This window comes from Nitratidesulfovibrio sp. 1201_IL3209, assembly GCF_036763125.1.
GTDB lineage: Bacteria > Desulfobacterota > Desulfovibrionia > Desulfovibrionales > Desulfovibrionaceae > Cupidesulfovibrio.
This window is the reverse complement of record NZ_JBAIYT010000038.1, coordinates 12238-38049: the sequence shown is the minus strand read 5'-3', so window position 1 is coordinate 38049 and position 25812 is coordinate 12238. Positions and strand designations below refer to the sequence as shown.

General features: G+C 68.5%; 18 protein-coding genes. 5 read left to right on the top strand and 13 right to left on the bottom strand.

The window, feature by feature from the left end:
- The 5 genes from V6B97_RS14890 to V6B97_RS14870 form a co-directional block, all read right to left on the bottom strand.
- Positions 1 to 2282, bottom strand: a 2282-nt coding sequence (locus V6B97_RS14890) for an ATP-binding protein (protein WP_333507297.1), incomplete at its 3' end; no start/stop codon positions are given.
- Positions 2279 to 3223, bottom strand: coding sequence for a phosphate/phosphite/phosphonate ABC transporter substrate-binding protein (locus tag V6B97_RS14885; RefSeq protein ID WP_333507296.1), 945 nt, complete (start codon positions 3221 to 3223; stop codon positions 2279 to 2281). The genes V6B97_RS14890 and V6B97_RS14885, both read right to left, overlap by 4 nt.
- A 28-nt stretch (positions 3224 to 3251) precedes the next feature.
- Positions 3252 to 3917: a hypothetical protein gene (locus V6B97_RS14880; RefSeq protein ID WP_333507295.1), complete on the bottom strand. Its 666-nt coding sequence runs from the start codon at positions 3915 to 3917 to the stop codon at positions 3252 to 3254.
- 88 nt (positions 3918 to 4005) lie between these two features.
- Positions 4006 to 5145 (bottom strand): sulfite exporter TauE/SafE family protein, encoded by a 1140-nt coding sequence (locus V6B97_RS14875; RefSeq protein WP_333507294.1) that lies wholly within the window; start codon positions 5143 to 5145, stop codon positions 4006 to 4008.
- A gap of 95 nt (positions 5146 to 5240) precedes the next feature.
- Positions 5241 to 6017 (bottom strand): DUF169 domain-containing protein, encoded by a 777-nt coding sequence (locus tag V6B97_RS14870; RefSeq protein ID WP_333507293.1) that lies wholly within the window; start codon positions 6015 to 6017, stop codon positions 5241 to 5243.
- A 646-nt stretch (positions 6018 to 6663) separates the two neighbouring features.
- Here V6B97_RS14870 and V6B97_RS14865 point away from each other — a divergent pair.
- Positions 6664 to 7848 carry a permease gene (locus V6B97_RS14865; protein ID WP_333507292.1) on the top strand — a complete coding sequence of 395 codons (1185 nt, stop codon included), beginning with the start codon at positions 6664 to 6666 and terminating at the stop codon, positions 7846 to 7848.
- Positions 7845 to 8960, top strand: a complete 1116-nt coding sequence (locus V6B97_RS14860; protein WP_333507291.1) for a hypothetical protein — start codon at positions 7845 to 7847, stop codon at positions 8958 to 8960. The genes V6B97_RS14865 and V6B97_RS14860 overlap by 4 nt, the downstream gene beginning before the upstream one ends.
- 228 nt (positions 8961 to 9188) lie before the next feature.
- On the opposite strand, the gene V6B97_RS14855 is transcribed toward V6B97_RS14860, so the two are convergent.
- Entirely contained in the window at positions 9189 to 12017 is a 2829-nt protein-coding gene (locus tag V6B97_RS14855; RefSeq protein WP_333507290.1) for an FAD-binding and (Fe-S)-binding domain-containing protein, read from the bottom strand.
- Positions 12018 to 12342: 325 nt separating this feature from the next.
- On the opposite strand from V6B97_RS14855, the gene V6B97_RS14850 reads away from it, so the two are divergent.
- On the top strand, positions 12343 to 13014 hold the full coding sequence (locus V6B97_RS14850) for a nucleotidyl transferase AbiEii/AbiGii toxin family protein (RefSeq protein WP_333507289.1): 672 nt from the start codon (positions 12343 to 12345) through the stop codon (positions 13012 to 13014).
- Positions 13011 to 13322, top strand: a complete 312-nt coding sequence (locus tag V6B97_RS14845) for a hypothetical protein (RefSeq protein ID WP_333507288.1) — start codon at positions 13011 to 13013, stop codon at positions 13320 to 13322. Before V6B97_RS14850 ends, V6B97_RS14845 begins: the two co-directional genes overlap by 4 nt.
- A gap of 126 nt (positions 13323 to 13448) precedes the next feature.
- Here the strand turns inward: V6B97_RS14845 and V6B97_RS14840 are convergent, their stop codons facing one another.
- The 6 genes from V6B97_RS14840 to V6B97_RS14815 all read right to left on the bottom strand — a co-directional run bounded on the left by V6B97_RS14840 (position 13449) and on the right by V6B97_RS14815 (position 23686).
- A complete protein-coding gene (locus V6B97_RS14840) occupies positions 13449 to 17036 on the bottom strand; it encodes a DEAD/DEAH box helicase (RefSeq protein ID WP_333507287.1) in 3588 nt (1195 codons plus the stop codon).
- Between the two features lie 200 nt (positions 17037 to 17236).
- Entirely contained in the window at positions 17237 to 17746 is a 510-nt protein-coding gene (locus V6B97_RS14835; RefSeq protein WP_333507286.1) for an amphi-Trp domain-containing protein, read from the bottom strand.
- A gap of 196 nt (positions 17747 to 17942) precedes the next feature.
- Complete coding sequence (locus V6B97_RS14830) at positions 17943 to 19322, bottom strand: sigma-54-dependent transcriptional regulator (protein ID WP_333507285.1); 1380 nt, start codon at positions 19320 to 19322, stop codon at positions 17943 to 17945.
- A gap of 132 nt (positions 19323 to 19454) precedes the next feature.
- Positions 19455 to 20897 (bottom strand): sensor histidine kinase, encoded by a 1443-nt coding sequence (locus tag V6B97_RS14825; RefSeq protein WP_333507284.1) that lies wholly within the window; start codon positions 20895 to 20897, stop codon positions 19455 to 19457.
- A 3-nt stretch (positions 20898 to 20900) separates the two neighbouring features.
- Positions 20901 to 22262 carry a glucose-6-phosphate isomerase gene (locus tag V6B97_RS14820; protein ID WP_333507283.1) on the bottom strand — a complete coding sequence of 454 codons (1362 nt, stop codon included), beginning with the start codon at positions 22260 to 22262 and terminating at the stop codon, positions 20901 to 20903.
- 251 nt (positions 22263 to 22513) lie between these two features.
- The gene (locus V6B97_RS14815) at positions 22514 to 23686 is read right to left on the bottom strand and encodes a pyridoxal phosphate-dependent aminotransferase (protein WP_333507282.1); all 1173 of its coding nucleotides are present in this window, start codon (positions 23684 to 23686) and stop codon (positions 22514 to 22516) included.
- Positions 23687 to 24060: 374 nt separating this feature from the next.
- On the opposite strand from V6B97_RS14815, the gene sfsA reads away from it, so the two are divergent.
- A complete protein-coding gene (sfsA, locus tag V6B97_RS14810; protein WP_333507299.1) occupies positions 24061 to 24801 on the top strand; it encodes a DNA/RNA nuclease SfsA in 741 nt (246 codons plus the stop codon).
- Between the two features lie 84 nt (positions 24802 to 24885).
- Here sfsA and V6B97_RS14805 read toward each other — a convergent pair whose 3' ends face one another.
- On the bottom strand, positions 24886 to 25161 hold the full coding sequence (locus V6B97_RS14805) for a hypothetical protein (RefSeq protein ID WP_333507281.1): 276 nt from the start codon (positions 25159 to 25161) through the stop codon (positions 24886 to 24888).
- Positions 25162 to 25812: the final 651 nt, after the last annotated feature.

Below are 25812 nucleotides of genomic sequence, written 5' to 3'. Positions count from 1 at the left end.
CCCCCCCCCCCCCCCCCCCCCCCCCCCCCCCCCCCCCCCCCCCCCCCCCCCCCCCCCCCCCCCCCCCCCCCCCCCCCCCCCCCCCCCCCCCCCCCCCCCCCCCCGGTTCTGCTTTCTGCCTTTGCGTATTCTTTATCTGCCTCCGGCTGCACCTTTTCCCTGGGGTCGATGTCGGGCAGGTCGGCGGCGCCTTGGGGTTCCAGGGGCAGGACCACGCGGAACACCGCGCCGGGGCCGCGCACGGCCCCTTGGGGCATGTCTTCGTCGATGAAGCCGGGCGGCAGGGGGCTGTGGGCTTCGATGAACCCTTCGTGGTCTTCGATGATGCCGAAGGACACGGACAGGCCGAGGCCGGTGCCCTTGCCCACGGGCTTGGTGGAAAAGAACGGGTCGAAGATCTGTTGCAGGTTGGGTTCGGGGATGCCGATGCCGGTATCGGCGAACCAGGCGGTGACGGTCATGTTCGCGATGTCCAGCCGGGTGCGCACCTTGATCAGCCCGCCGCCGGGCATGGCGCCCGAGGCGTTGTGCAAGAGGTTCATCCACACCTGCTTCAGTTTTTCGGGCGCGCCGTAGATGACGGGCAGCCGGTCGTCGAGGTCGGCGAGGATGGTCACGTTCTCCAGCGAGAAGGTGTGGCGCACCAGCGAGACCACTTCCATGATGGAGTTGTTGAAGCACATCTCCTTCTTCTGGCTCTGGGTCTGGCGCGAGAAGCCCAGCAGGTCGGAGACGATCTTGCGGCAGAACTTGGCCTGCTTCTCGATGATCTGCAGGTCCTGGTGCATCTGGCTTTCGGCGGGCACATCCTCTTGCAGCAGCTGCGCGTAGCCCAGGATGATGCCGAGGGGGGTGTTGATCTCGTGCGCCACGCCCCCGGCCAGCTTGCCCACGGATTCCATCTTCTGCGACTGGATGAGCTGGTCCTGGTAGCTGCGGATGGCGGTGATGTCGCGCGCGGTGGACAGCACGCCGATGATGCGGCCGCCCTCGTCGAACACGGGCACCTTGACCAGGTGGAACCATTCGTCGCGGCCGTGGCCGAAGTCCGCGGCGGCGTCGCTTCCGGCCCCGTTCCCGTTCCCGCCCCCGCTCAGGACGTCGCGGCGGTCCTGCGCCTCGCGGTACACGGGCATGCCGGTGGTGAGGACGGCGCGGTTCTCGGCCACGCGCATCTCGGCCGTGTCGCGCGGGAACAGCTCGAAGTCGTTCTTGCCGATGATCCCGGACGGGGGCAGGCCCAGCCAGTCGGCAAACGCCTTGTTCACGGAAAGATAGCGCAGGTGTTCGTCCAGCAGGGCCATCCGGTCGGGGGTGACTTCCAGGATGGTGCGCATGATGCCCTGCTGGCGGGTCAGGTCGCGCTCGGTCTCGCGCAGTTCGGCGATGTGGGCGCGCAGGGCGTGGGCCATGACGTCGAAGGTGTCGGCCAGTTCCTCTATCTCGTCGCCGGCGAAGGTCTCGTACACCTCGCACTGGCGGCACTGGGCGAGCTTGGCGGGGTAGGCCCGGCCGTCGCACCCGGCGCAGGCGGTGCCCTTGACGTACCAGCAGCGGCGTTCGGTGTCGCCGTAGGCGGGGCAGTCGGTGCGGCCGCACAGCCGCTGTTCCCAGCAGTTGCGGCGGACGGAGGTGGTGGCGGGCAGGTGCAGGTTGCCGCGCACGATTTCCTCGGCGTGCACCTTCAGCGCGCCGATGCGGGCGGTGATGCGCTTGGCGAAGTGGGCGCTGATGACCACGGCCACCAGCAGCGCCACCACCGAAAGCCCGCTGATGGCCAGGATCATGCCGTTGACCACGTCCAGCACCTTGGTGCGCGAAAGGCCGATGCGGATAGCGCCGAACTCGCGCCCGCCCACCATCACCGGCGCGGCGAAGTCGTAGATGCGCTCGCGCCCGGTGTCCAGCAGGCGCACGGCAAGGTGGCCGTCCTCGGCCCTGTTGGTTTCCAGCAGGTCCAGCGGGAAGGTGCGGCCGAAGGTGTGGGCCAGCACCTGGTCGCGGTCGTCCACGATGAAGGCGTAGACGATGTCGCTGTCCACGTTCAGCACTTCGTCCACCAGATTCCTGAGGCGCAGGAAGTCGGTGGACAGCATGGGGTCGGCCGCGCGCAGGGCCAGGTTGGTGGCCAGCACCGCGCCGCGCCGCTTGCTTTCCTCGATGAGCGCGTTGGCCGCGATGCGCGTGACGAACACCGACAGCAGCGCGGCCACGAACAGCACGATGAGCGTGATGCCGAGGTTGAGCTTGCGGCGGAAGTTCAGGCGGCGCAGCGGGTTCATTCGGCGCCTACCTTGGACGGGTCCAGCCGCAGCTTGGCGAACAGTTCGCGGCAGGGGTCGTAGTCGCTGTCGGTGGTGGGAATGATGCCGCGCATGCCCGCCGCGGCCAGGATGCGTTCGTGCTCGGGGTCGTTTTCCGAAAGGGCGAACATGGCGGCGGCGATGCGCCGCACGATGTCCGGGTCCAGCCCCTTGCGCGCGGCGTAGACCCAGCTGGGGTATTCGCGGGTGTTGGCCACCACCTTCAGGGCGGAAAGGTCCACCTTGCCTTCCAGGATGCCCAGGGTGCCTTCGCGGATGGAGGCGATGTCGTAGCGGCCCGCGTACACGCCGAGCACGGCCTTTTCCTGCTTGCCGCCGGGGCCGGGGGCAAAGGCGATTTCGGCGAAGTCGCTTTCGGACAGCCCCTTGTCGTGGAAGTGGCCCAGCACGAACAGGTACCCGCCTGCGGAATAGGGGTCCACGGCGATCCAGCGCTTGCCCCGGCAATCCCGCTCGCTCCTGATGGCCGCGTTGTCGGCCCGGGCGATGATCTGCCCCCGGAAGGTGGCCCGGCCCGAGGGTTCGACGATGCCCGCGAAGGCCCGCGCGCCGCTTTGCGCCAGCAGCACGTAGGTCATGGGGTTGGAGAACGAGATGTCGATCTCGCCGCGTTCCACCATGCGGCGGTGCGCCTCGAAGGTGTCGGGGAACACCTGACGGATGGCGAGGCCGGTGGCCTTCTGGAGGTATTCCACCAGGGCGCGGTGGCGCAGGTACGAGGTGGAGTGGGAATACTGCGGCAGGTAGGCGTAGGTGATGGCGGGCACCGCCTCGGGGGCCTTCACCTCGGCCCGGCGGGTCATGTCCACCCGGGTCACGGGTTCCGCGTCCCACCACAGCTGGATGGCGGCGGCGATGGCCATGAGGAGGGCGGCTATGGCGAGAAAGCGGGTGCGCACCGTGTGGCTCCGGAAGGGAAAGGCGGTCCTAGCCGCCCCGGCCGCTCCGGCCGTCCCGACAGTCGGGACCGCCGGGGCCACCGGGGCCGGGGGCGGGGGCGGGGCCTGGGGCGGAACCGTGCGCGGGTTCGTCGCGGGGAATGCTGCCGGCGGGCGGCGTGGCGGCCCAGGCCTGCAAGCGGGTGAACCACCCTATTCTGGACATGACGTTGGCATAGATGATGCGCAGCGGAATGTACAGGAGCAGGAACCAGAACAGGATGGAGGGCTGCTGCCCGACGAGCGGGGCGTCCCACGGCAGTTCCGGCGTGGCCCCGGCAAAGCGCATGTCCATCCAGGCCAGGGCGAAGGGCAGGGGGATGATGGACACGCAGAACATGGCCCCGCCCAGCGAGAAATAGTGGCCGAAGGCCTCGTGGGCCTGGCTGTTGACCGCCTTGTAGCTTTCCTTGTCGCCCGCGCGCAGGGCCGCTTCCGACAGCTTGTGATGATGTTCCATGCCGTGGCGCAACTCCGCCAGGCGGCGGCGGTTGATGCGCGTGGCGCACAGCGACAGCGCGCTGCCGAACGCGATGCACCACAGGGCCAGCACGGCCGTGCCCAGCCCGAAGCCCGCCAGGGCGTTGCCCGGCAGGCGGTAGGGCGCGATGAACAGGGGGTCCAGCCAGGCAAGGGCGGCGTGCAGGGTATCCATGATGGGTGCAGGTTGCCTCTGTTCGGAAGAAAAGTGAAGGGGGCGGGGCGCAGGCCCCGCCCCCCGGCGTGTCGCGGGGCAGCCTCGGCTAGCCGAAGATGCGGTAGTTGAAGAAGCCGCGCAGCACGTAGTCGATGCCGACGTACAGGGCCAGCACGATGAACAGGCGCTTCAGCCACATGTCGGAGAAGTACTTGGAGGTGCGGGGGCCGATGATGGAGCCCAGGAAGATGCCCACCAGTTCGGTGCCGATCATGGTCCAGTCGAGCGGGGTGCCCTTGCTGACCAGGGTGGCGATGGAGGTGACCATGGAGATGAGCACCGCGAGGGCCGAGGTGCCGGCGGCCAGGTACATGGGCAGCTGCGAAATGCTGGTCAGGAAGGGCACCAGCAGGAAGCCGCCGCCCACGCCGAGGAACGCGGCGATGGCGGAGATGACGATGCCGCCCACCACGGGCAGGATGGGGTTGAACGAGAATTCCACGCCCGAGAAGGTGAACACGCACTTGGTCAGGCTGGTGGAGATGACGTGCACGCCGATGGTCTTTTCATCCACCTGCTCGCCGCTCTTGATCTTCTTCACCGCTTCTTCGAAGGCCCTGGCGGCTTCCTTGGCCTTCTTCTTGGAAGCCTGGCCGGCGGGAGAGGTTTCCCAGAACAGGTACACGCCCAGCACCAGCACGAACAGGCCGAAGTAGCCCTGGTACTGCGAGAACGACACCTTGCCCGCGAAGAACGTGGCCGAGCCCCACGCGCCCAGCAGCGAGCCCGCGCCAAGGGCCAGGGCCAGCGGCAGCACCAGGCGGCCCATCTTGTAGTAGTTGAACGAGGAGATGAGGGCCGAGAAGCCCACCAGCCACTGGTTGGAGGCGCGGATGGAGTCGGTGGCCACCTTGTTCAGGGGCAGGTCCTTGCCCAGGGTCTTGACGTAGCCGCCAAGGCCGAACACCGACATGTGGCCGACACCGGCCATGACGCCGCCGAACGCGCCCACGGTGGAGAAGATCCAGCCCACCCACACGGCCCAGGCAAAGGACAGGATGGGGCTGACGTGGGGGGCGCCGGGAATGCCGAGGAACCCGGCGGGGGCGTCGGCCTTGACCTTGCCGGCCTGGACGGCGCCGTCGATGGCGTCGGACAGTCTGTCGGCCCAGGCGGGCTCGAACCACAGAAGGCTGACGGCAACGACGGCCGCGAGCAGCAGCAGGTGTTTGGTGTGCTTGGACACGGTCTCTCTCCTTGGATGGTGTTTCGGTGCGCTTCCGAAATGGGAACGGGGGCCGCCGCCCACGGGGGGCGACATGGCGGCGGTCCCCGTCGTGCCTACTTTTCTTTCTTGAAGATGATCAGCGGACAGTTCTTGCAGACGTCCGCGCCGGGGAAGTTGTCGCCGGGGCGGGTGATGGCGCTGCTGCCGAGGTTGCGCTTGCGTTCCAGCAGGCGTTCCACGGTAAGGCCCATGTGCTCGCCGGGGATCACGAAGTTGATTTCGCCGCGCTCGGTCTTGCCCGCGTTGTAGCTGCCGGAGCAGGCGGGCAGCATGTTGGCGGTCTTTTCCAGGTACGAGTACACGGTGCCGCCGCAGGCCGAGGAGTTCATGGTCACGTTGGTCTTCAGCGGGTGCTGGTCGGTGGCGGCCATGTAGTCCACGGCCAGGTGGTAGGCCTGCATGTTGTCACAGTAGAAGTGGATGACCGAGGGATCGACCACGGCGTCGCCCAGCGGGCCCACGGCGATGGCCTTCAGCCCCTGGGGCAGGCGCGGCTTGGAGCGCACGAAGCGCTCGGCCTGGGCCAGGTCGCGCACGTACTTGGCGTGGCTCTTGATTTCGTTGTCGTCGATTTCCTTCCAGCCGAAGGAGACCAGGGCGTTGGAACAGCCCAGGCCTTCGGGACCGGACAGCACGGTCTGGCCCTTCATGCGCGCGGCGATTTCCCACTGACAGAAGGTCATGGGCTTCACGGGCAGGTAGAACTCGGCCTTTTCCTTGAAGGTTTCCAGTTCCGCCTCGTCGAAGAAGAATTTGACGGCGATGGGGTAGTGGTACAGGCGCAGTTCGTCCATCAGGACCTGCTGCATTTCCTTGTAGCTCAGCGACATGTGCGTTCTCCTCGGGCGCGCGGCCCGTGTTGCGTGTCGTGCCTGCCGGGCGCGGCGCTGCCGCGCTGCCTGTGGCGGGACGCCGCATCCGTTTCCGTCCGCGCCTGTTCGGCATGTCCGCACAGGTGGGGAATGGAATCCGGTGATGCTCCCGGCGAAGGAGGGTGCGTGCCTTCGGCGGGGCCCGTGGTGCGCATCCGGTGGTTCTGCCTGGGCCTGCCAGCCGGGACAGCCGGATGCGGGATGGCGGCGTGTCGGTAGGCCGTCCCTACCAGCCGTGAAAAAACCGGGCAAAGGAAAACGGGAATGCGAAAAAATGCACTTTGCGCACAAGCGAAGCGGGGTGGTGCCATGTATTTTTGTGATGTTTATGTGAAATAAATAATGAGTAGTATTTATACCTAATTGAAATGTAGCACAGCAGGAGGACAGGGGAGGATGGGAGGGGAGCAGGCGCTGCCCGCCGTTTTGCATAGCATGTCCGGGGTGGAATGGACATGCGAATGTGCCGGAAATCCGGGGTGCCCGCCGTGGTGCGCCGCAGGGCGCAAGCGGGGGAGGGGGCCGCCTGTCCCGCGCGGAGGGGGGGCAACGGATGCAACCCGGTTGCATTCCCGCCCCGCGCGGAGTATGCGGACGTGGCGGCATGCATGGCCGCCGCGCCGGTTTCGCCGCCCGCCATTTTTCCGTCACCGCTCCATCCACACCATTCCGCCATCCCCGCCATCCCCACTATCCCCCCCATCCCATGGACGCACGCCTCATCCATCTCGCCCAGACCGCGCTTGCCGTGTTTCTCGAAGCCTTGCCCTTCCTGGTGCTGGGCTCGCTGGTGTCCGCCTGCATGGAGGTGTTCGTGCCGCGCGCCTGGGTGGAGCGGCGGGCGCCCAGGTCCCTGCCGGGGGCGCTGGCCTTCGGGGTGGCGCTGGGCACGGTGTTGCCCACCTGCGAATGCGGGGTGGTGCCCGTGGTGCGGCGCATGCTGTCCAAGGGGGTGCCGGTGCCCGCCGCCGTGGCCTACATGCTGGCCGCGCCGGTGGTGAACCCGGTGGTCATGGTTTCCACCTGGGTGGCCTTTCGCGGCGATGCGCTGATGACCGGGCTGCGCGCGGCGGTGGTGGCCGCCACGGCGGTGGCGGTGGGCATTTCCGTGCGCCGCATGGCCGTGGACGGGGCATTGCGCCCCAGCGCGCCGGACACGCAGGAAACCTGCGGGTGCGGCTGCGGACATGCCCATGACGAAGACCGCCCCCTCCCGCACCTTGTTGCAGCGTCGCCGCTGCCGCATTTCCGCGAGGTGGAGGACGCCCTGGCCGCGTCGCCCGCCGGATTGGGCGGGCACGCGGGGTCCGGGCCGGTCGTACCGGCCCTTGCTGCCGCGCCCCCCGCTTTCGCCGCTTCCTCCGTCACCGTGTCCCGCGCGGCGCAACTGCACGGGGTGGTCCGGCACATGACCGCCGACCTGCTGGACGCCTGCGCCTGGCTGCTGCCCGGCGCGCTGGCCGCCGCCGCGTTCCGCACCTTCACCCCGCCCGAAGCGCTGTTCCTGTTCATGGACACCCCGGCCCTGGCCATTCCGGCCCTGATGGGGCTGGCCGTGCTGCTCAGCGTGTGCTCCGAGGCCGACGCCTTCGTGGCCGCCTCGTTCGTGGGCTTTCCCGCCTCGGCCCGGCTGGCCTTCGTGGCGCTGGGCCCCATGCTGGACCTGAAGCTGATGGCCATGTACGGCGCGGCGTTCCGGCGCGGGCTGGTGCTGCGGCTGGTGGCGCTGCCCACCCTCTGCGTGTGGGCGGCGTGCATGCTGCTGGCCGGGCTGGGGGTGCTGGAATGAGCCCCATTCGTCCTGTCCGCGCCACGTTCCACCGGCCCCCGGCCGCCGTCCTTGCCGATGCCGCGCTGCTGTGGGGCATGGCCCTGGTCATCGCCTGGCTGGGCTGGTCGGGCAACTACTCCATGCTCCTGAACCCGCGCTTTCTGTGGCTGACCCTGCTCACGGGCGCGGTGCTGGCCGTGCTGGGCGCGGCGGTGCTGCTGCGCGGCGTGGCCGGAGCCTCGTCAGGCTCGTCTGGCTCGTCCGGGTCCCGGCCGGGGCCGCGCCCCGTGCCGTTGCGCCGGGCGCTGTTGCTGGGGCTGCTGCTGTGCGTGAGCCTGACGGCCACGGTGGACTGGTGGGGCGTGGATGCCACGCCTCCGCAGGACGGCATGGTGACGGGACGGCTTGGCGGCGAGGTGGCGGGCGGCCTGCCGCCCGCCGACGCCGGGAGCGGTCCCGATGTCCGGCCCGATGCCCCGTATGACGATCCGGACGCCTTTGCCGGTCCGCCCGACGCGTTTGAAGCCTCCGGCAGGCCCGGCCCGTTCGACGACGCGCCGGCCCCGGCTGGTGGAGACGACGAGCTTGGCCCCCGCGCCACCTATGGGGGCACAGAGTACGTGCGCATCAACCTGGCGGAACTGTTCCTGCTGGAGCAGCGCGACAGGCCGGAGGAATTGGCCGGGCGTTACGTGTTCCGGGGCGCGGTGACCCGCCACCCCGCGCTGGACGCCCAGGGTGCGGTGGCCGTGTTCCGGGTGAGTCTGTACTGCTGCCTGGCCGACGCGACAGCGGGCGGTTTCGCGGTGCGGCCCGGCGTGCGGGAGCCCGCCGGGAAGCCGCACGCGGACGCCCGCCCCGCCCCGGAACCGGGCACGGCCCCCACCCGGCCCGTCCCGGCGTCGCGGGACATCCTGGCCGGACTGGGCGACGGCCAATGGGTGGAGGTGTACGGCCACCTGACCCGCGAAAAACTGCCCGCCAAGCTGGCCCGCCTTGCCCCGCGCGACGTATTCGCGGGGTCGCTGAATTCCGGCTGGGTGTTCACGGCGGACGCGGTCCGGCTCATCCCGCCGCCGGGCGATCCGTTCATCTTCCAGTGGCGCGAGGCCGAACCCTACCTGTGGTAGGCGCGGTGCCGGGCGCGTTTCGTTCGCGCAGCGGGCCGTTAGGGTTCTGGACGCCTCCGGCGGCCAGGGGGCTAAGCCCCCTGGACCCCTTCTCGTGCGCTGTGGAAGCCCCTTGCACGGCATTTGCGGGAGGGGCGTTTTGGCAGGGGGCGCATGACAAGACCGGGAGCGGCCCTGCGGCTACTCCCGGTCGTTCGTTTCATGCCCTCGCGGGCGCCTCACCCGCCCCTACGCGTGCTTGGGCGTGGTCACCTCATCCACAAGATACAGGATGTTGCGGTACGGGATCTTGCCGTGCAGCGACAGGCCGATCTCGCAGGTGCGGCTGGTGGAGTAGCCTTCCTCGCAGATTTCCACCTGCCGCCGCAGTTCCTTCAGCGCGCCCGCGTTCAGTTCCGGGAAGCTGAAGCCCCGGTCTCCCGCGAAGCCGCAGCAGAACACGTCTTCCGGCACGATGACCTGTTCGGCGCACAGTTCGGCCAGTTGCTTGAACTTGCCGGGCAGGCCCAGCTTCACCGCCGTGCAGGTGGAGTGGATGGCGATGGTGCGTTCCGCCTTGCGGAAGTCCAGCGCCTGCGTCAGGTGGTCCAGTGCGAACTCGATGGGCTCGTACAGCTTCAGGCGCTTATCCAGGGTTTCCTTCATGCGGTACAGGCAGGGGCTGGTGTCGCACAGCACGGGGATGGCCCCGTTGTCGCTGACCTTCAGCAGGGCTTCGGACAGTTCCTTGGCCTTCATGTCGGCCTGGGCCTTGAAGCCCTTGCTCTCGAAGGGTTGGCCGCAGCACAGCTCGCCCAGCTTTTCCGGGAACAGCACATGGTAGCCCGCCTTGAGCAGCAGGCCGATGGTCTTGGCGGGCAGCGGGTCGCGCTGCTCGTCGTCGCGGGCCGGACCCATGGAGCGGGCGATGCAACTGGGGAAGTACACCACCTTGCGGTCGGACACCGGACCGCGCGGGGCGTGGGCCGGGGCGGATGCGCCGGTGGGCATGGCCCGCGTCCACAGCGGGGCCTTTTTCAGCGAGACCACGCGCAGGAATTTCGCGCCCTTGTCCATGACGTCGGTGCCCAGCACGCGGTGCAGCAGGTCCACCCCGGTGAGCGCCACGGACACGGTGCGGCACACCCCGGCGTAGTGGCGGGCCACCCAGTCCGCCGCCTTTTGCGCGCGCGGCCCCACCTTGTCGGCGCGCAGTTCCTTGATGAACGCGCCGGTGTTGATGCCCACCGGGCAGCGCGTGGCGCACAGGCCGTCGGTGGCGCAGGTGTTGTCGCCCAGGTAGTCGTAGCCCGAGAACAATTGTTTGAGGAGACTGCTTTTCTCGTCCCCCGCCTTCATGCGCGAGATTTCGCGCCAGCCCACGATGCGCTGGCGCGGGGTGAAGGTCACGTCCTTGGACGGGCAGATGGGTTCGCAGAAGCCGCACTCGATACACTTGTCGATGATGGGGTGCGCGGCGGGCAGCGGCTTCAGGTTGCGGACGTGCGCTTCCGCGTCGGGGTTGATGATCACGCCGGGGTTGAGCAGCCCGTGCGGGTCGAACAGGGTCTTCAGTTCGCGCATCAGCAGGAAGGCGTCGCGCCCCCATTCCAGTTCCACGAACGGGGCCATGTTGCGGCCGGTGCCGTGCTCCGCCTTGAGCGATCCGGAGTAGGTCCCCACCACCATGGCGGTCACGTCGTCCATGAAGGCGCGGTAGCGGTCCACCTCGGCCTGGGTGTTGAAGTCCTGCGTGAACACGAAGTGCAGGTTCCCTTCCAGGGCGTGGCCGAAGATGATGGCCTCGTCGTAGCCGTGTTTGGCGAACAGGGTTTGCAGTTCCAGGGTGGCGTCGGCCAGCGAGGCGATGGGGAAGGCCACGTCCTCGATGATGACCGTGGTGCCCACCTTGCGCACCGCGCCCACGGCCGGGAACAGGCCCTTGCGCACGTTCCACAGGATGCCGAATTCGGCGGGCACGTCGGTGAAGGCCACCGGGCGGATCTTGGGGATGGCCTCGATGGACGCGGTGATGCGGGCGATCTGGTCGTCCATGGTGGCCTTGTCGCCCGCGCGGGTTTCCACCAGCAGGGCGGCGGCGTCATCGGGGAGCCCTTGCAGCCCTTCCGGCATGCCGGGCTTGTCCTCGACGGAGCGCAGCGAGGCGCGGTCCATCATTTCCACGGCGGACACGGGCTGCTGACGCAGGATGATCGTCGCCTCGCACGCGTCGCGGATGGTGGGGAAGATGATCAGCGCCGAGGCCTTGTGGGCATGCTCGGTGACGGTGTGGTAGGTCACCTCGCTGATGAAGCCGAGGGTGCCTTCCGAACCCACCATCAGGTGCTGGATGATGTCGAACGGGTCGGCGAAGTCCACCAGCGCGTTCAGGCTGTAGCCGGTGGTGTTCTTGATCTTGAACTTGCGGGTGATCAGGTCGGCAAGGTCCGGCTTGCCCATGATCTGCGCCCGCAACGCGGCCACGCCGTTGACGATTTCCGGATGATTGCGCTGGAACGCGGCGCGGCTCTTGGTGTCGGAGGTGTCCAGCACGGTGCCGTCGTGGAACACGATGCGCATGTGGCTGAGCGTCTTGTAGCTGTTCTCGGCCACGCCGCAGCACATGCCGCTGGCGTTGTTGGCCACGATGCCGCCGATCTTGCAGGTGTCGATGGAGGCCGGGTCCGGCCCGATCTTCTTGCCGAACTCGGCCAGCAGCCGGTTGGCGTGGCTGCCGATGATGCCGGGTTGCAGGCGGATCTTGGTGGCGTTGTCGAAGATGGCGTACTTGCGCCAGCCGTCGCCCAGGCGCACCAGGATGGAATCGGTCACGGCCTGGCCGGAAAGGCTGGTGCCCGCCGCGCGGAAGGTCATGGGCAGGCGGTGCCTGTTGGCCAGTTTGATGACGCCCACCACCTCGTCCTCGTTGTGGGTGTCTACCACGATTTTCGGGATGAGCCGGTAGAAGCTGGCGTCGGTGCCGTAAGCCAGGGTGCGCAGGGGGTCGGTGAACACGTTGCGGCGGGGGATGAACTCCAGAAGTTCCTTCAGAAAGGTCTGGTACGCGGCGGGGAGCATGCATGCCTCCTGTTGGGCGGTTGGCGGGCAGCCTTTGGGGCGGGAGTGTGCTTGTGGTCGCGGGCGGGCCGTCATCTGTCATGAGGGCAGGGGCAACCGGCGGACAAGTATGACTTGCCGCGTTGCCTTGCCCCGGTTGGTCTGCTCTGGACGATGCACGGGACACCGGGAATTTCTATTCTAGCATGGGGGCGCGGGCGTGGGAAGGGGGGATGCGTATATGGGGTGGGCGCTCACGCGGCGCGGGGTCCGGGCACGAGGAGCGGCGGCACCCCTGACAGGGGCGCGTGAAACTGGTATGCCATGGCAACGACAGGAGCCTGCCATGCCGGAACGTTTTGCCCCGAATCTCGACATCCTGCCCGAAAGCCAGAAGACCCTGTGGGCCGAACTCAAGGGCACGCCGGACGATTTCGTGCTGTACGGGGGCACTGCGCTGGCCCTGCGGCTGGGGCACCGGACCTCGGTGGATTTCGATTTCTTTTCCAACCGGCCGTTCGACCCGGAGGCGTTGTATGCGGCGATTCCGTACCTGCATGGCGCGGTGGTGCAGCAGATGGCGCCCAATACGCTGACGTGCAGCGTGGACCGGGGCGGGCCGGTGCAGGTGTCGTTTTTCGGCGGGCTTGCCCTGAACCGGGTGGCCGACCCCGACGAAGCCGATGGCGCGGGCATTGCCGTGGCCTCGCTGCTGGACGTGGGCGCGGCCAAGGCCAAGGTGGTTGTGGCGCGCCCGTCATGGAAAGACTACGTGGACATGGACGCCATCCTGGAGGCGGGCGAGCCGTTGGCGCGGGTGCTGTGCGCGGCCGTGGCCCTGTACGGGCCGCCGTACAGCCCGTTGCTGACGTTGAAGGCGCTGACGTTCTTTGATGATTTGGGCGAGGAGGTTCGCGAGGATGTCCGCGCCCGGTTGCGCGCCGCCGTGGCGGGCGTGCGGCCTGAAGAACTCGGCGCGCTGCCCGTGTCCGTCGGGGTAAAGGAGGCCGCCGCATGAGCCTGCCGCAGCCGGAAGCGTGGAGTGCCGACGAGCACGCGGCGCTGTTGGCCGTGGCCGCGCGGGTGGTGTGGTTTCAGCCGCCGGAAGCCACGCTGGCCAACCGCGTGCTGTTCCTGTGCCACGTCATGACCTACGGCACGCTGGAAGACGTGGTGACGGTGCGCCGCAGCTTCGACGAGGCGGCCTTCCGTCATGCCCTGCGCCACGCCCCGGCCGGGGTGTTCGACCCGCGCTCGTGGACCTACTGGCACGTGGTGCTGGGGTACGCGGACATTCCGCCGCTGCCGGAGCGCTTCGCGGCGTAGGGGCGGCGTGGTCGTCCCGCCGTCGTCCCCCTCTGCATCATCTTTTCCGCGGCGCCTCGCGCTTTCCGATTGCCCGCGCGACTCCCCGGAACGGGCCATGCGGCCTGCCCCCCGACTACCATTAGACTACCACTCCACCGGCACCCGCACCGCCTTTCCGTCCTTGTTGGTGAACAGCAGGTAGCCTTTTTCGCGGCCGTGCAGGAACAGGGCGCGGGTGATCTCCACGTCCTTGCGGCAGTATGCGGCGATAAGGTCGAGGCGTTGTTCCTTCCACCATTGCAGGGCTTGCAGGCCATCGGCGGACTTGGGAGTACCGAAGGTCGCCTGGGCCAGGTTGTCCAGCGAGATGCGGTAGGACAGGCGGTCCTTGACCTTGGCCAGCATGTCCAGGGTGGGCAGGGTGTGCAGGTCGTAGGGGGCGAAGGGCGAGAGCACCGCGTAGTCGAAGCGCGAGATGTTGAAGCCCACCACTAGGTCGGCCGCGCGCAGGCGGTCCAGCATTTCGGGCACCCGGTCCTGCTCGTAGGGGGTGTAGGAGTCGTCGGCGGCGTCGTACAGCACGGCCACGCTCACACCCATGCGGTCGGCCCGGTGCCAGCCGCCCACCTCCGCCGCCGCGCGGCGGGTTTCCACGTCCAGCACCATGTAGCGGCCCACGGGGGTGAGAATCTTTCCGCCCGGCGTTGACGCGAAGAGCGGCCCTGCGTTGCGGATGTTCGAGGTATTGTCCGGGGTCATGACGTGCTCCTTGGGGGCGTGTTCCGTGGGGGGATTGCCGGTTGCGGGCGGCCCGGTTTCGGCATGTCGCGCGGGTGTTGCGCGACGGTACGCCATCCCTTCTTCCATATACTGGAAATAGTGGAGTGTTGTCCCGTCCGGGCGATGACGCCCGCTTCGGGCGTCATCGCCCGGACGCAGAGAGGGGGTTTGGGGGATATATAATCCCCCAACGGGGTCCGGGGCAGCGCCCCGGTTCTTTTCATCCTCCCCCTCTCTTCCGATAAAAATCCCCCTATCCGTCATCCCCCCCTGCTCCAGCCCCGGCTGCACCGGGTCGGATTCCGGCGCGCCGCAGGCCATGCGGTCCAGCAGGAACAGCGCGCCCGCCTTGTCGATGGGCCGGTTGCCGGAGCCGCACTTGGGCGAATGCACGCACGAGGGGCAGCCGGTTTCGCACGGGCATTCGGCGATGGCGGCGCGGGTGGCGCGGAACAGCGCGTCGGCGTCGGCAAAGGCGGCGCGGGTCAGTCCGGCTCCGCCCGGCAGGCCGTCGTAGATGAACACGGCGGGGCGGCCCACCTGCGGGTGCATGGGAGTGGAGATGCCGCCCAGGTCGTTGCGGTCGGTCATGACCAGCAGCGGCAGGATGCCGATGGCGGCGTGCTCCAGCGCGTGGATGGCCCCCATGAAGTGCAGCAGTTCGTTCTCGGTGGCGATGCGCGCGGCGTCGGGAATCTCGAACCACAACCCCTCGGTTTCGAAGACGAAGGGCGGCGCATCCAGCGGCACCACGGACAGCAGCCGCTGGCCGGACACGCTGCGCTTCTCGTAGCCGGTGATGGTCTCCGTCACCCGCAGCTTGCCCAGAAACACGCGGGTGCCGCAGGCCACGCAATGGTCGTGGATATCCAGAATTTCCGTGGTCTTGTTGCCGCGCACCCGGGTGAACCACGACACGCGGGCCTGCTCCGCCACCACCTTCTGCGCACCGGGGTCCAGCCGGGTGACCACCCAACTGCGGCCCCGGTGCAGGTACACCGCGCCGGGGTGGGTTTCGCGGTAGGCGCGGTGACCGTCCACGCTGCCGATGATGGCGCCGTCGCCGTCCTCGATGGTGAAGGTGTTGCCGCTGCCGCGCAGGTCCACGTGGCGGTGCGGCCGCTTGCGCGCGGCCAGCAGCGTGGAGCCGTCGGCGCTGCGCAGCACCAGCCCTTCGGATTCCAGTTCCGCCAGCGCGGCGGCCGCACCCGGCGCGGCCAGCCACGGCTCGTCAGCAGGAAGGGGAAGCTCCGCCGCCGCACATTCGATGTGCCGCTTGGCGATGACCGGGTTGTCCGGGTTGACTACCGCGTGCTCGGCGGGCCGGTTGAAGAACTCGTCGGGGTGCCGCACGAAATACTGGTCCAGCGCGTCCTCTCCGGCCACCAGGATGACAGCCGATTCCTGTTGCGCGCGGCCCACCCGGCCGCCGCGTTGCAGGGTGGACATGACCGTGCCGGGGTAGCCCACCAGGATGCACAGGTCCAGCCCGCCGATGTCTATCCCCAGTTCCAGCGCGCTGGTGGAAATGACCGCCAGCAGGTAGCCCCCGGCCATGCGCGCCTCGATGTCGCGCCGCTCCTCGGGCAGAAACCCGGCGCGGTAGGCGCTGATGCGGTTGCGGTAGGGGCCGGCCTTCTCCGCCGCCCACATGCTGATGAGCTCGGTCATGCGCCGCGACTGGCAATAGACAATGGTGCGCAAGCCCCGCGCCAGGGCCGAGCGCAGCAACTGGATGGCCGCCGTGGACGGGCTGTCGTCCGGGTTCACGAACACGAAGTGCCGCAGGCCCTGCGGTGCGCCACTCTCGGTGATGACTTGGATGGAAGATGCGCCGGAGTTTGTGCAGGGGGCGCTGCCCCCTGCACCCCCGCAAGGGGGCCGCGCCCCCTTGACCCCTTTTGCGGAGCCGTTGCGTGCTTCGCCCGCATCGGCTCCGAGGTTTGTTGATTCGCTCCCCCCTATCGAAAAGTTTGGGGGGATGGGGGTGTGGGGGAAGGAGACCCTTTTCACGCTTTGCGGACGCCATCCGTAAGGCTCACGCTTCGCGCTCGCCCAACGGCTGCCGCAAAGGGTCCCTTCCCCCACAAGATTTTTGCTTTCAAAACCCCCGCCCAACCCGGTCAGGTTGGCGGCCAGTTCGCCGGGGTTGCCCACGGTGGCGGAGCAGAACACGAAGGTGGGGTGCGCGCCATAGCGGGCGCACACGCGCAGCAGGCGGCGGAACACTTGGGCCATGTGCGCGCCCAGCACGCCGCGATAGGTGTGCACCTCGTCCACCACGATGAAGGCCAGCGAGGCCAGCAGGCTGGTCCACTGCTGGTGATGCGGCAGGATGGCCAGGTGCAGCATTTCCGGGTTGGTCAGCAGCACGGTGGGCGGGTTCTGGCGGATCTTGCGGCGGAAGTGGTCGGTGGTGTCGCCGTCGTAGATGGCGGCCCGGGGGCGGGCGTCGGCGGGCCAGGCGGCGGTAAGGCCGTTGAAGGTGGAAAGCTGGTCCTGGGCCAGCGCCTTCAGCGGAAACAGGTACAGGGCGCGGGCGTCCGGGTCGGACAGAAAGCGCTCCAGCACCGGCAGGTTGTAGACATGGGTCTTGCCGCTGGCCGTGGGCGTGGCGACGACGACATGCCGCCCGGCGCGGATCAGGTCGGTGGCGCGGGCCTGATGGGTGTACAGGTCGTCGATCCCGTTGCGGGCCAGGATGTCGCGGATGGCCTTGGGCCACGGGCGGCGGTTGGGGGCGTGGGCGCCCTCGCGCGCGGGCAGGGCGCGGTGATGGGTGACCTGCCGTCCGAAGGGCGAGGCCAGCAGCGCGGTGATGTAGTCGCGCACGGGGTTGTCCGCGTCGAAGTCGAAGGGGGGACGCGGGGCGGCGGGGGTATGGTCCTGTCCCGGAATGTCGGGTGATTCCGGGAAGTCTGGTGATTCCGGAAAGTCTGGGGCGTGGGGCATGGGCTGGGGATGCGCCCGGCGGGCCGGGGGCGGGTTGCGAACGGGGGCGGAATGCGCGGCACCACGGGGGGCCTTGCCCCGACGTAGGGCAGGGGGGCGGGGTTGTCAACGTGGCCCGGCCGGTGAGGATGGCGGGGACGGAGCCATGAAAAAGGGCAGGCCATGGGCCTGCCCTTGTGCGTTGGCGAAGCGGCGGGGAACTAGTCTTCGGTCCCTTCGTTCTTGTCCTTCTTCCTGTCCTTGCGGCCGGACGTGTCCTTGCCGCCCTTTTCGGGCTTGTCCTTTTTCTTGTCCGGCTTGGCCTTTCCGTCCTTTTCGGATTTCTCGGCCTTGTGACCCTTTGCCTTTTCCGGCTTGTCGGCCTTTTTCAGGGCCACATCCAGGTCGATGTCGGACACGTCCTCCACATCGGCACAGCCGAGGGGGGCAATGTGGTCGCGGCCGGGCAGGTTGGCCACCTCGTCGCAGGCGGCCACGGTTTCATCGTCGGGGATGCGCCAGGATATTTCGAGCGAAAACTTGCCCCGCCCGTCGCGGATCTTGGCTTCCACGTCGACGTCCACGGCTTCCGGCGGGCTGAGCACCATGGTCTCGTCGCCCTTCTGGACTTTCAGGCAGCGCTCCTTCAGCCCTTCGGCCAGCGCCTCGACGACGCCCGCCGCGTCCGCGCAGAGCAGCCGGGTACTCAGGGATATCTTCTGCTTTTCCATGGGGCACCTCCGTGGTGCGGTTTGTCGTCCTTACCGACTATGCGGCGACGGTGACCACCCGTCAAGGTAGGGGAAACGCACGGGGGCTCGGCAGTTGGGGATATATCCCACCCAAATAAAAAGTTTGGGGGGATGGGGGTCCGGGGGAAGGAGACCCTTTTCAAAGGGTCCCTTCCCCCGTTTCATCTTTCCTAATCTAATGCCCCGTGATATTGTATTTCTTCAACTTGTATTGCAGCAGGCTCTTGGAGATGGCGAGCAGTTCCGCCGCCTTCACCTGCACGAAGTCGGCGCGGACCAGGGCGCGGCGGATGAGGGCGGCCTCGATGCGTTCCAGGGTGTCGGCCAGGTCGAGTTGCACGGGCAGCAGGTCCACGGCGCTTTTCAGTTGCGCCTCTTCGTCGCGCAGTTCCGGGGGCAGGTCGTCCACGCGGATGGTGTCGCCGGAGACGAGCACGAGGCAGCGTTCCACCACGTTCTGCAACTGGCGGATGTTGCCGGGCCATTCGTAGCCGGTCATGTAGTCCAGCGCTTCCGGGGTGAAGGTCTTGGGGGTGACGCCGTTCTCGCGGGCCAGCTTGTCCACGAAGTGGGCCACCAGCAGGGGGATGTCCTCGCGGCGTTCGCGCAGGGGCGGCAGGGCGATGTGCACCACGTTGAGGCGGTAGAACAGGTCTTCGCGGAAGTTGCCCTTTTCCACCTCTTCCTGAAGGTTCTTGTTGGTGGCGGCCACCACGCGGATGTCCACCTCCACCTCTTCGGTGCCGCCCACGCGTTCGAAGCGGCGTTCCTGCAACACGCGCAGCAGCTTGACCTGAAGCTCGGGGGTCAGCTCGCCGATTTCGTCCAGGAACAGGGTGCCGCCGCCCGCCTGCTCGAAGCGGCCCCGGCGCATGGCCACGGCGCCGGTGAACGATCCCTTCTCGTGGCCGAACAGTTCGCTTTCCAGCACGCCGGGGTTCAGGGCCATGCAGTTGACCGAGACGAACGGCCCCTTGTTGCGGGGCGAGGAAAAGTGGATGGCCCGCGCCACCAGTTCCTTGCCGGTGCCCGATTCGCCGGAGATGAGCACCGTGGAACGGCTGGGCGCGGCCCGGTCGACCATGGCCAGGGTTTCGCGGATGGCCCTGCTTTTGCCGATGATCTGGTGCATGCCGTAGCGTTCTTCCAGGTTTTCGCGCAGCACGCGGTACTGGCGGTGCATGCGCGCAAGCTCGGCTGCGTTGTGCACGGACAGCAGCAGTTCGTCGTTGGAGAAGGGCTTGGTGATGTAGTCGAACGCGCCGTACTTCATGACCTCCACGGCGCTTTCGATGGAGCCGAAGGCGGTCATGATCAGCACGGGGATGTGCGGCCAGTTCTTCTTGACCTGTTCCAGCACTTCGCGCCCGGTGATCTTCGGCATCTTCATGTCGGTGACGATGACGTCGACTTCCGACTCTTCCAGAAAGGCAAGGCCGGTCTCCGGGTCGTTGAGCGCGGTGACGGTGTAGCCCGCGTCGGACAACAGGGCTTCGAGCACGAGCAGGTAGTTCTTCTCGTCGTCGAGCACGAGCAGATGCGTCTTGTCGTTCATGGCGATTCCGGTTGCGGTGTCGTGGTGCCGGGCGCGCGGCGCGGCGGTGCCGGGGTAGGCCCAAGGGACAGAAAATAGGGCCGGATGGCCGCGCGCGCAACCCGTGAGAAGGCGTTTGCCCCAGATCGGGGACTATTCGCTGCGCAGGGGCAGGCGCACGTACACTACGGCCCCGCCCTCGGGCGCGTTGTCGATGCGCAGGCTGCCGCCGTGGCTGGTGATGATGGAGTTCACGATGGGCAGGCCAAGGCCGGTGCCGTCATCCTTGGTGGTGAAGAACGGGTCCAGCAGCCGTTCGCGGTTGGCCGGGTCGAAGCCGGGGCCGCTGTCGCGGAAGGCGAACTCGGCCTCGTCGCCGTCGCGGCGGGCGGTGACGGTGACCGAGCCGGGGCCGTCCATGGCCTGCAACGCGTTGACCATGATGTTGTAGAACGCGCGGTACAGCAGGTCCCCGTCGCCGGAAACGGCGATGCCCGGCTCCGTCTCGCGGGCCACGGCGACCTCGCGGCGGGCCAGTTCGCCCTCCAGAAAGCCCAGCACGCGGTCGAGCACGGTGTCGGTCTCCACCGGGTCCTGCCGGGGCTGGCGGGGGCGGGCGTAGTCCAGGAAGTCGTTGACCGTCTGGCTGAGCCGCTTGGCCTCGTCGTAGATGGCTTCAAGGATGCGCGCGGTGACCGGGTCGGAACTGCTGGGGCGTTTCAGCAGCAGTTCCGCGCTGGAGCGGATGATGCCCAGCGGGTTGCGGATCTCGTGGGCGATGCTGGCCACCACCCGGCCCATGCCCGCCAGCTTTTCGTGCTGGTGCAGTTCGCGCTCCAGGCGCTGCTTTTCCTGCATGCGTTCGGCCATGACCCGCTCGGCCCGGCGGATGAACACCAGCAGCATGCCGAACAGCACCAGCGACGACAGGCTGGCCGTGCCGATGATCAGCCACTGGAAGGCGATGATGGCCCGGGTGTCGTTGGTGATGTCCTGGGTCATCTCCAGCACGCCCATGATGGGGCTGTCGTCGTCATCGTCGATGCGGCCCAGGCGGTTTTCCACGCGCAGGGGGTAGGTGGTGCGCAGGATGAAGCTGCCCGGCTCCAGCCGGGGGGTGAACAGGGCCTGCCAGAACGAGATGTCCGCGTCGATGGTGTAGCTGGGGTCCTCGTCGCGCAGGGCCACGGTGATTTCCGGCCCGGCCAGGTCTGTGCGGCCGAGGTCCGCACGGTCGGTGGAATAGGACACGATCTTGCCGTGGTCGTAGATGCGCACCCGCGAGACCTGCAACCCGTGGATTACCGACTGCACCAGCTGGTCCAGCCGTTCGTACTGCACCGGCTGGCGCAGGGCGATGCGCCCGAAGCCCACCAGCGTGGGCAGGGTGAAGCGGCGGTATATCTGGTGGTTCAGGTTTTCCGCCAGCAGCGAGGCGAATTCCTGCTGCTTGCGGAACATGGTGTTGCGCGCCGAATCGGTGATGATCACGGACATCACGATGCTGGTGGCCAGGATGAGCACCAGCGACACCCACGACAGGAAGCGGGCGAAGCCGAAGGGCAGCCCCCCCGGCAATTCGAAACGGCGCGGCACCGGCTAGAACTCCTGCGACTGTCCGGCCCGGCCGAGGAAGGCGGCAAGGTCCGCCTCTTCCGCCGGGTAGCCGGGCGCGCCCAGCCGGGCGTTGGCAAGGCGCTTGCCAAGCTCCACGGCGGGCTGGTCCAGCGGGTTGATGTTCATGAGCCAGCCGGTGAACAGGGTGGCCAGTTCCAGCAGGCCCATCAGGCGGCCCGCGGCGGCCTCGCCGGTGTGGCCCATGCGCAGTTCCACAAGGGGCACCCCCTGCTGGGTCAGGGCCATGCGGGTGCCCAGGCCCTCGGCGTCCAGCAGTTCGCCGAAGCGGCGGCCCTTCAGGAAGGCCCACTTGTCCGGCAGGCTGGCCGGGAAGGAGCGGCCCTGCGGCAGGCCGGGGCAGGTCAGGAACAGGCAGCCCTTGTCGCGCGGGCCGTCCAGAAACATCTGTTGCAGGGAATGCTGGTCGGTGACGCCCACGGCGGGCAGGGGCATGGTGCCCTTGCCTTCCTTGCCCAGGCTTTCGGCCCACAACTGGGCGAACCACGGGCCGAACGGCGCCCACAGCGGCACGTAGCAGAAGAAGATGAGCTGCGAATAGGCCGCGTCGGCCAGGGCCATGTTCCACAGGGCCAGTCGCCACGCGGGGTGGCCAGGCAGGGCGTGGGCCGGGTCGGCCACCAGGTCCGCCCCGGCGGCCTGCGCGCCGTCCAGCAAGGCACGCCAGTCCAGCCCCATGAACGCGGCGGGCACCAGCCCCACGGCGGACAGCACGGAATAGCGGCCGCCCAGATGGTCGGGCACGGGCAGCGAGGCGAGATTCGCCGTCTGCGCCTCTTGCCGCAGGAAGCCCGCGTTCTCGTCGGTGACCACCAGCATGTGCTCGCGCCAGGCGTTGCCCAGCGTTTCGCGCAGCCATTCCTTGGCCAGGAAGTACTGGGCCAGCGTTTCGATGGTGCCGCCCGACTTGCTGACGGCGACCACGATGGTCTGTTCCGGCGGCAGGCTGGCGAACCACGCCTCCAGCGTGTCGGCGTCCACGTTGTCGGCTATCCACAGCCACGGGCCGTCGTGGCCGGGCCGGTCCTGCCGGGGAAAGAACGCCTTCTGGAGCGCCCGCGCGCCCAGCGCCGAGCCGCCGATGCCCAGCAGCACCATGTGGCGGTAGCGGGACAGGGTGGGCTGAAGCGCGGCAAGGCCCGATTCCAGCGCGTCGCGGTAGGGCATGTCGATAAACGGCAGGTGCCCGGCGGCCAGTTCCGCCTTCAGGCGGTGGGCCATCTCGCCCTTGTGCAGGTCGTGCGCGGCGGCGGTGTCGGGGGCCAGGCGGCCCAGCGGCGCGGCGGGCCAAGCGTTGGTCCAGTCGAGACGGTGGGGCTGGGGCATGGTCATGCTCCTTGCGGGCCGGGGAAAAGGCCCATGCGTGCGTGCCGGTGATGCGCGGCGGGGCCGCGCGATGCGTGAGGCGAACATTCGCGGATGCCACGCCGCCGCGCGGGCGGGACTAGGGACGCGGGGGACGCGGCGGGCGAAGCGGCGGCATGCCCCGGCCGGTCGCGTGGGCGAACCGCGCGGGACATGCCGCCGTCATATCGTACTTTCCGGCGAAGGGCGAGGCCGGTGCGCAACGCGGGAAGCTATCCGAAGAGGACCTTGGCGACCTTGTCCAGCGCGATCATCAGCGTGTCGTCGGACACCGCGTACGAGAAGCGCAGGCAGGCGTCGTCGCCGAAGGCCGCGCCCGGCACCAGCGCCACGTTGGCCTGCTCCATGATGTAGGTGCACAGGCTGGCCGAGTCGGGCAGGGCCGGGGTGAACAGGGCGCTCATGTCCGCGAACAGGTAGAACGCGCCGTCGGGCCTGGGGCAGACCACGCCCGGCCACGACGAAACCATCCCGTGGGCCAGGTCGCGGCGGCGGCGGAAGGCTTTCTTCATCTTCTCCGCCGCGTCGTAGGGGCCGGTGAGGGCGGCCAGCGCCGCCTTCTGGGCCACGGAGCAGATGTTCGAGGTGGACTGGCCCTGGATCTTGATCATGGCCTTGATCAGGTCGGGGTGGGCCAGGGCGTAGCCCACGCGCCAGCCGGTCATGGCGAAGGTCTTGGCCAGGCCGTTGACCACGGCCACGTTCTCGGGGTGGCGTTCCCACCAGTCGCACACGCTGACGGCCTCGGCCGGTTCGTACACCAGCCGGTCGTAGATTTCGTCCGAGATCACGAACAGGTCGCGCGCAATGGCCCATTCCATGATGGCGTCGGTTTCCGCGCGGGAATAGCAGGCCCCCGTGGGGTTGGAGGGCGAATTCAGCAGCAGCGCGCGGGTCCTGGGGGTGACGGCGCGGTCGAGTTCCTCCGGCGTGACCTTGAAGCCGCGCTCCGCCGGGGAGGCCACCGGCACGGTCACGCCGCCCGCCAGTTCCACCAGCGCCGGGTAGCTCACCCAGTAGGGGGCGGGCACCAGCACTTCGTCGCCGGGGTTGAGCAGGCACTGGAAGAGGTTGTACAGTGCCTGCTTGCCGCCGTTGGTGACCACCGTGGCTTCCATGGGGGCCTCCACCCCGTAGAACCGCGCGAAGTAGCCGCACACCGCCTGGCGCAGTTCGGGAATGCCCGGCACCTGGGTGTAGCGGGTGAAACCTTCGTCGATGGCGGTCTTGGCCGCCTCGCGCACGTGTTCCGGGGTGGGAAAGTCGGGCTCGCCCACGGCAAGGCTGACCACCTGCACGCCCTTGGCCTTGAGTTCCAGCGCCTTGGCGTTGACGGCCAGGGTGGCCGAGGGCTTGATGCGGGTGAGACGGTCGGAGATTCTCATTACGGTGCGTCCTGTTCGCGTGGTATGGTGTGCGCGGCCGCCTGCGTGCCGGGTGATGCGGGGGGCGCGTCTGCTCTCGGCGGCTGGTTACCAGCTTACGGGGCGGCTGTAAATTGCGGAAACATCAAAACATACCGGCAGGATGCGCGCGGAGTGGCCCGTGCCGTGCCGCACGGTGCGCAGTATGCGCCAACCTGCCGTAAGGAAAGACGATGTCAGGGGACGGAACGCGACGCGGAAAAGGGGACGCCACGCAGGCGCGGGCCGGGGGACCGGCCGCGCCCCATGGCGCGGGGAGTGACGGCGGGTTCACGGGCGGGACAGCAGGCGGGGGCGGCAAGGGTACCGGCAAGGCTGGCGAAGGGCTGCCGGGCATGGGCACGGCGGGCTACGGCGCGCCGCTGCTGCCGTTTCCGCCCGGCTGCGTCGTGGGCCGCCTCGTGCGGCGGGTGAAGCGGTTCAGCGTGGAACTGGAACTGGATGGCGAGCCCTTGTGGGTGCACAGCAACAATTCCGGGTCCATGCTGGGACTGATGCGCCCCGGCGCGGCGGTGCTGGCGTCCCCGGCGCCCAACCCGGACCGCAAGCTGAAATACACCCAGGAACTGGTGCGCTGCGGCGGCAACGGGCCGCGCGGCTTCTGGGTGGGGGTGAACACCTCCGTCCCCAACCGCCTGCTGGAAGCGGCCTTCCACGCCGGGCGGCTGCCGTGGGCGGCGGGGTACACCACCCTGCGCCGCGAGGCCAAGCGCGGCGAAAGCAGGCTGGACGCCCGGCTGGACGGCCCCGGCCTGCCCACCCTGTGGGTGGAGTGCAAGAACGTGACCCTGGTGGAGGACGACGTGGCCGCCTTTCCCGACGCCGCCACCGAGCGCGGGGCCAAGCACCTGCGCGAGATGATGGACATCGTGGCGCGCGGCGAGCGCGCCGCCGGGTTCTACCTCATCCAGCGGCCCGACGGGCATTGCTTCGGCCCGGCGGACTACATCGACCCGGCCTACGCCGAACTGTTCCACGAGGCCCGCGCGGCGGGCGTGGAAATGCACCCCCACCGCGCCCTGGTGGGCATGGCGGGGGTGGACATCGGGGGCGAGGTGGCGGTGGTGGGGGGATAACCGGGACGGGTTGCGGCCTGCCTGTTCATCGTGCGGCCCCGGCGCGGAGCCGGGTGGGCGGACGGAACATCGTGCGCGGCGGGATCAGGCGGTTTCCCCGGCCTGCGCGTTCTGTCCCTTTTGCAGCCGTTCCAGCGCGGCCTGCTTGCGGGCCTCCCACACCTTCATGCCCACGCGGCGGCCAAGGTCGGCCTGGCGGGCGCGCAGCAGCGCTTCCGCCGCCTCGCGTTCGCCCTGCTGGTTGAGCATGGCGACCGATTCCAGGTCGCGCAGGTACTTTTCGCATTCGGCAATGATGCCGGACAGGTCGATGGCCGAGAGTTCTTCCGGCACGCGGACCGATTTGACCTTGCGGGGCATGGCGTTCTCCGTGGGGCGCGAGCGGGCGCGGGCGCGCTGGACAGGCGATTCCTTGCGGGAAGCGCGGCGGCATGGGCATCGCGGGGCCGATGGCGGGCCGTCGCGGCGCTTGCCGAAGGCTTGCCGGAACGTACGCGCCAAGTGGCTGATGCACGTTCCGTCGTGCGGTCAGTAATACAGATGGTATCCGGAACGTCAACAGGTGACGGGGGTGTTCAGGGGGCATGGGGCAGTTTTTCCGGCTTTTTGGGGGGCTGCTTCCCACGGCGGGCAGTATTGTGAGGTGTCGGCGCGTCGGGATTCCTCCGAAATTCCCACCTGAAGACCTTTCGCGGGCCGCCCCGGAGTCCGGCCCGGCGGCGTCCCCCCCCCGCCCATGGAGAGTCGGCCCCGGCCCGCTCGTCCGTCTCCGTTCGGCACGGTTCTTCCGGCTGTCTTCGCACCCCGCCCCGCTTGACGGGCCGCGTCCCGCCGCGTATGGGGCCTGTTCCGCCATGCCGGGCGAAAAACCCGGAGCAGGCCCGTTACCCACTGAACGCGGGCGGCGCCCGCATCCTCCATTCCTTTGTCACATTCTGTCCGGCCCCGACCGTGGCGACTGGCGCGACCGGCAGCAACCGGCGCGACCGGCCCCGGCGGCTGGCCACACCG

What these genes read in the sequence shown, in the direction of transcription:
- V6B97_RS14880 (WP_333507295.1), bottom strand. Translation starts at nt 3,917, where the DNA reads ATGGATACCCTGCACGCCGCCCTTGCCTGGCTGGACCCCCTGTTCATC.
- V6B97_RS14870 (WP_333507293.1), bottom strand. Translation starts at nt 6,017, where the DNA reads ATGTCGCTGAGCTACAAGGAAATGCAGCAGGTCCTGATGGACGAACTG.
- V6B97_RS14865 (WP_333507292.1), top strand. Translation starts at nt 6,664, where the DNA reads ATGCATGGCCGCCGCGCCGGTTTCGCCGCCCGCCATTTTTCCGTCACC.
- V6B97_RS14860 (WP_333507291.1), top strand. Translation starts at nt 7,845, where the DNA reads ATGAGCCCCATTCGTCCTGTCCGCGCCACGTTCCACCGGCCCCCGGCC.
- V6B97_RS14855 (WP_333507290.1), bottom strand. Translation starts at nt 12,017, where the DNA reads ATGCTCCCCGCCGCGTACCAGACCTTTCTGAAGGAACTTCTGGAGTTC.
- V6B97_RS14850 (WP_333507289.1), top strand. Translation starts at nt 12,343, where the DNA reads ATGCCGGAACGTTTTGCCCCGAATCTCGACATCCTGCCCGAAAGCCAG.
- V6B97_RS14845 (WP_333507288.1), top strand. Translation starts at nt 13,011, where the DNA reads ATGAGCCTGCCGCAGCCGGAAGCGTGGAGTGCCGACGAGCACGCGGCG.
- V6B97_RS14840 (WP_333507287.1), bottom strand. Translation starts at nt 17,036, where the DNA reads ATGCCCCACGCCCCAGACTTTCCGGAATCACCAGACTTCCCGGAATCA.
- V6B97_RS14835 (WP_333507286.1), bottom strand. Translation starts at nt 17,746, where the DNA reads ATGGAAAAGCAGAAGATATCCCTGAGTACCCGGCTGCTCTGCGCGGAC.
- V6B97_RS14830 (WP_333507285.1), bottom strand. Translation starts at nt 19,322, where the DNA reads ATGAACGACAAGACGCATCTGCTCGTGCTCGACGACGAGAAGAACTAC.
- V6B97_RS14820 (WP_333507283.1), bottom strand. Translation starts at nt 22,262, where the DNA reads ATGCCCCAGCCCCACCGTCTCGACTGGACCAACGCTTGGCCCGCCGCG.
- V6B97_RS14815 (WP_333507282.1), bottom strand. Translation starts at nt 23,686, where the DNA reads ATGAGAATCTCCGACCGTCTCACCCGCATCAAGCCCTCGGCCACCCTG.
- sfsA (WP_333507299.1), top strand. Translation starts at nt 24,061, where the DNA reads ATGGGCACGGCGGGCTACGGCGCGCCGCTGCTGCCGTTTCCGCCCGGC.
- V6B97_RS14805 (WP_333507281.1), bottom strand. Translation starts at nt 25,161, where the DNA reads ATGCCCCGCAAGGTCAAATCGGTCCGCGTGCCGGAAGAACTCTCGGCC.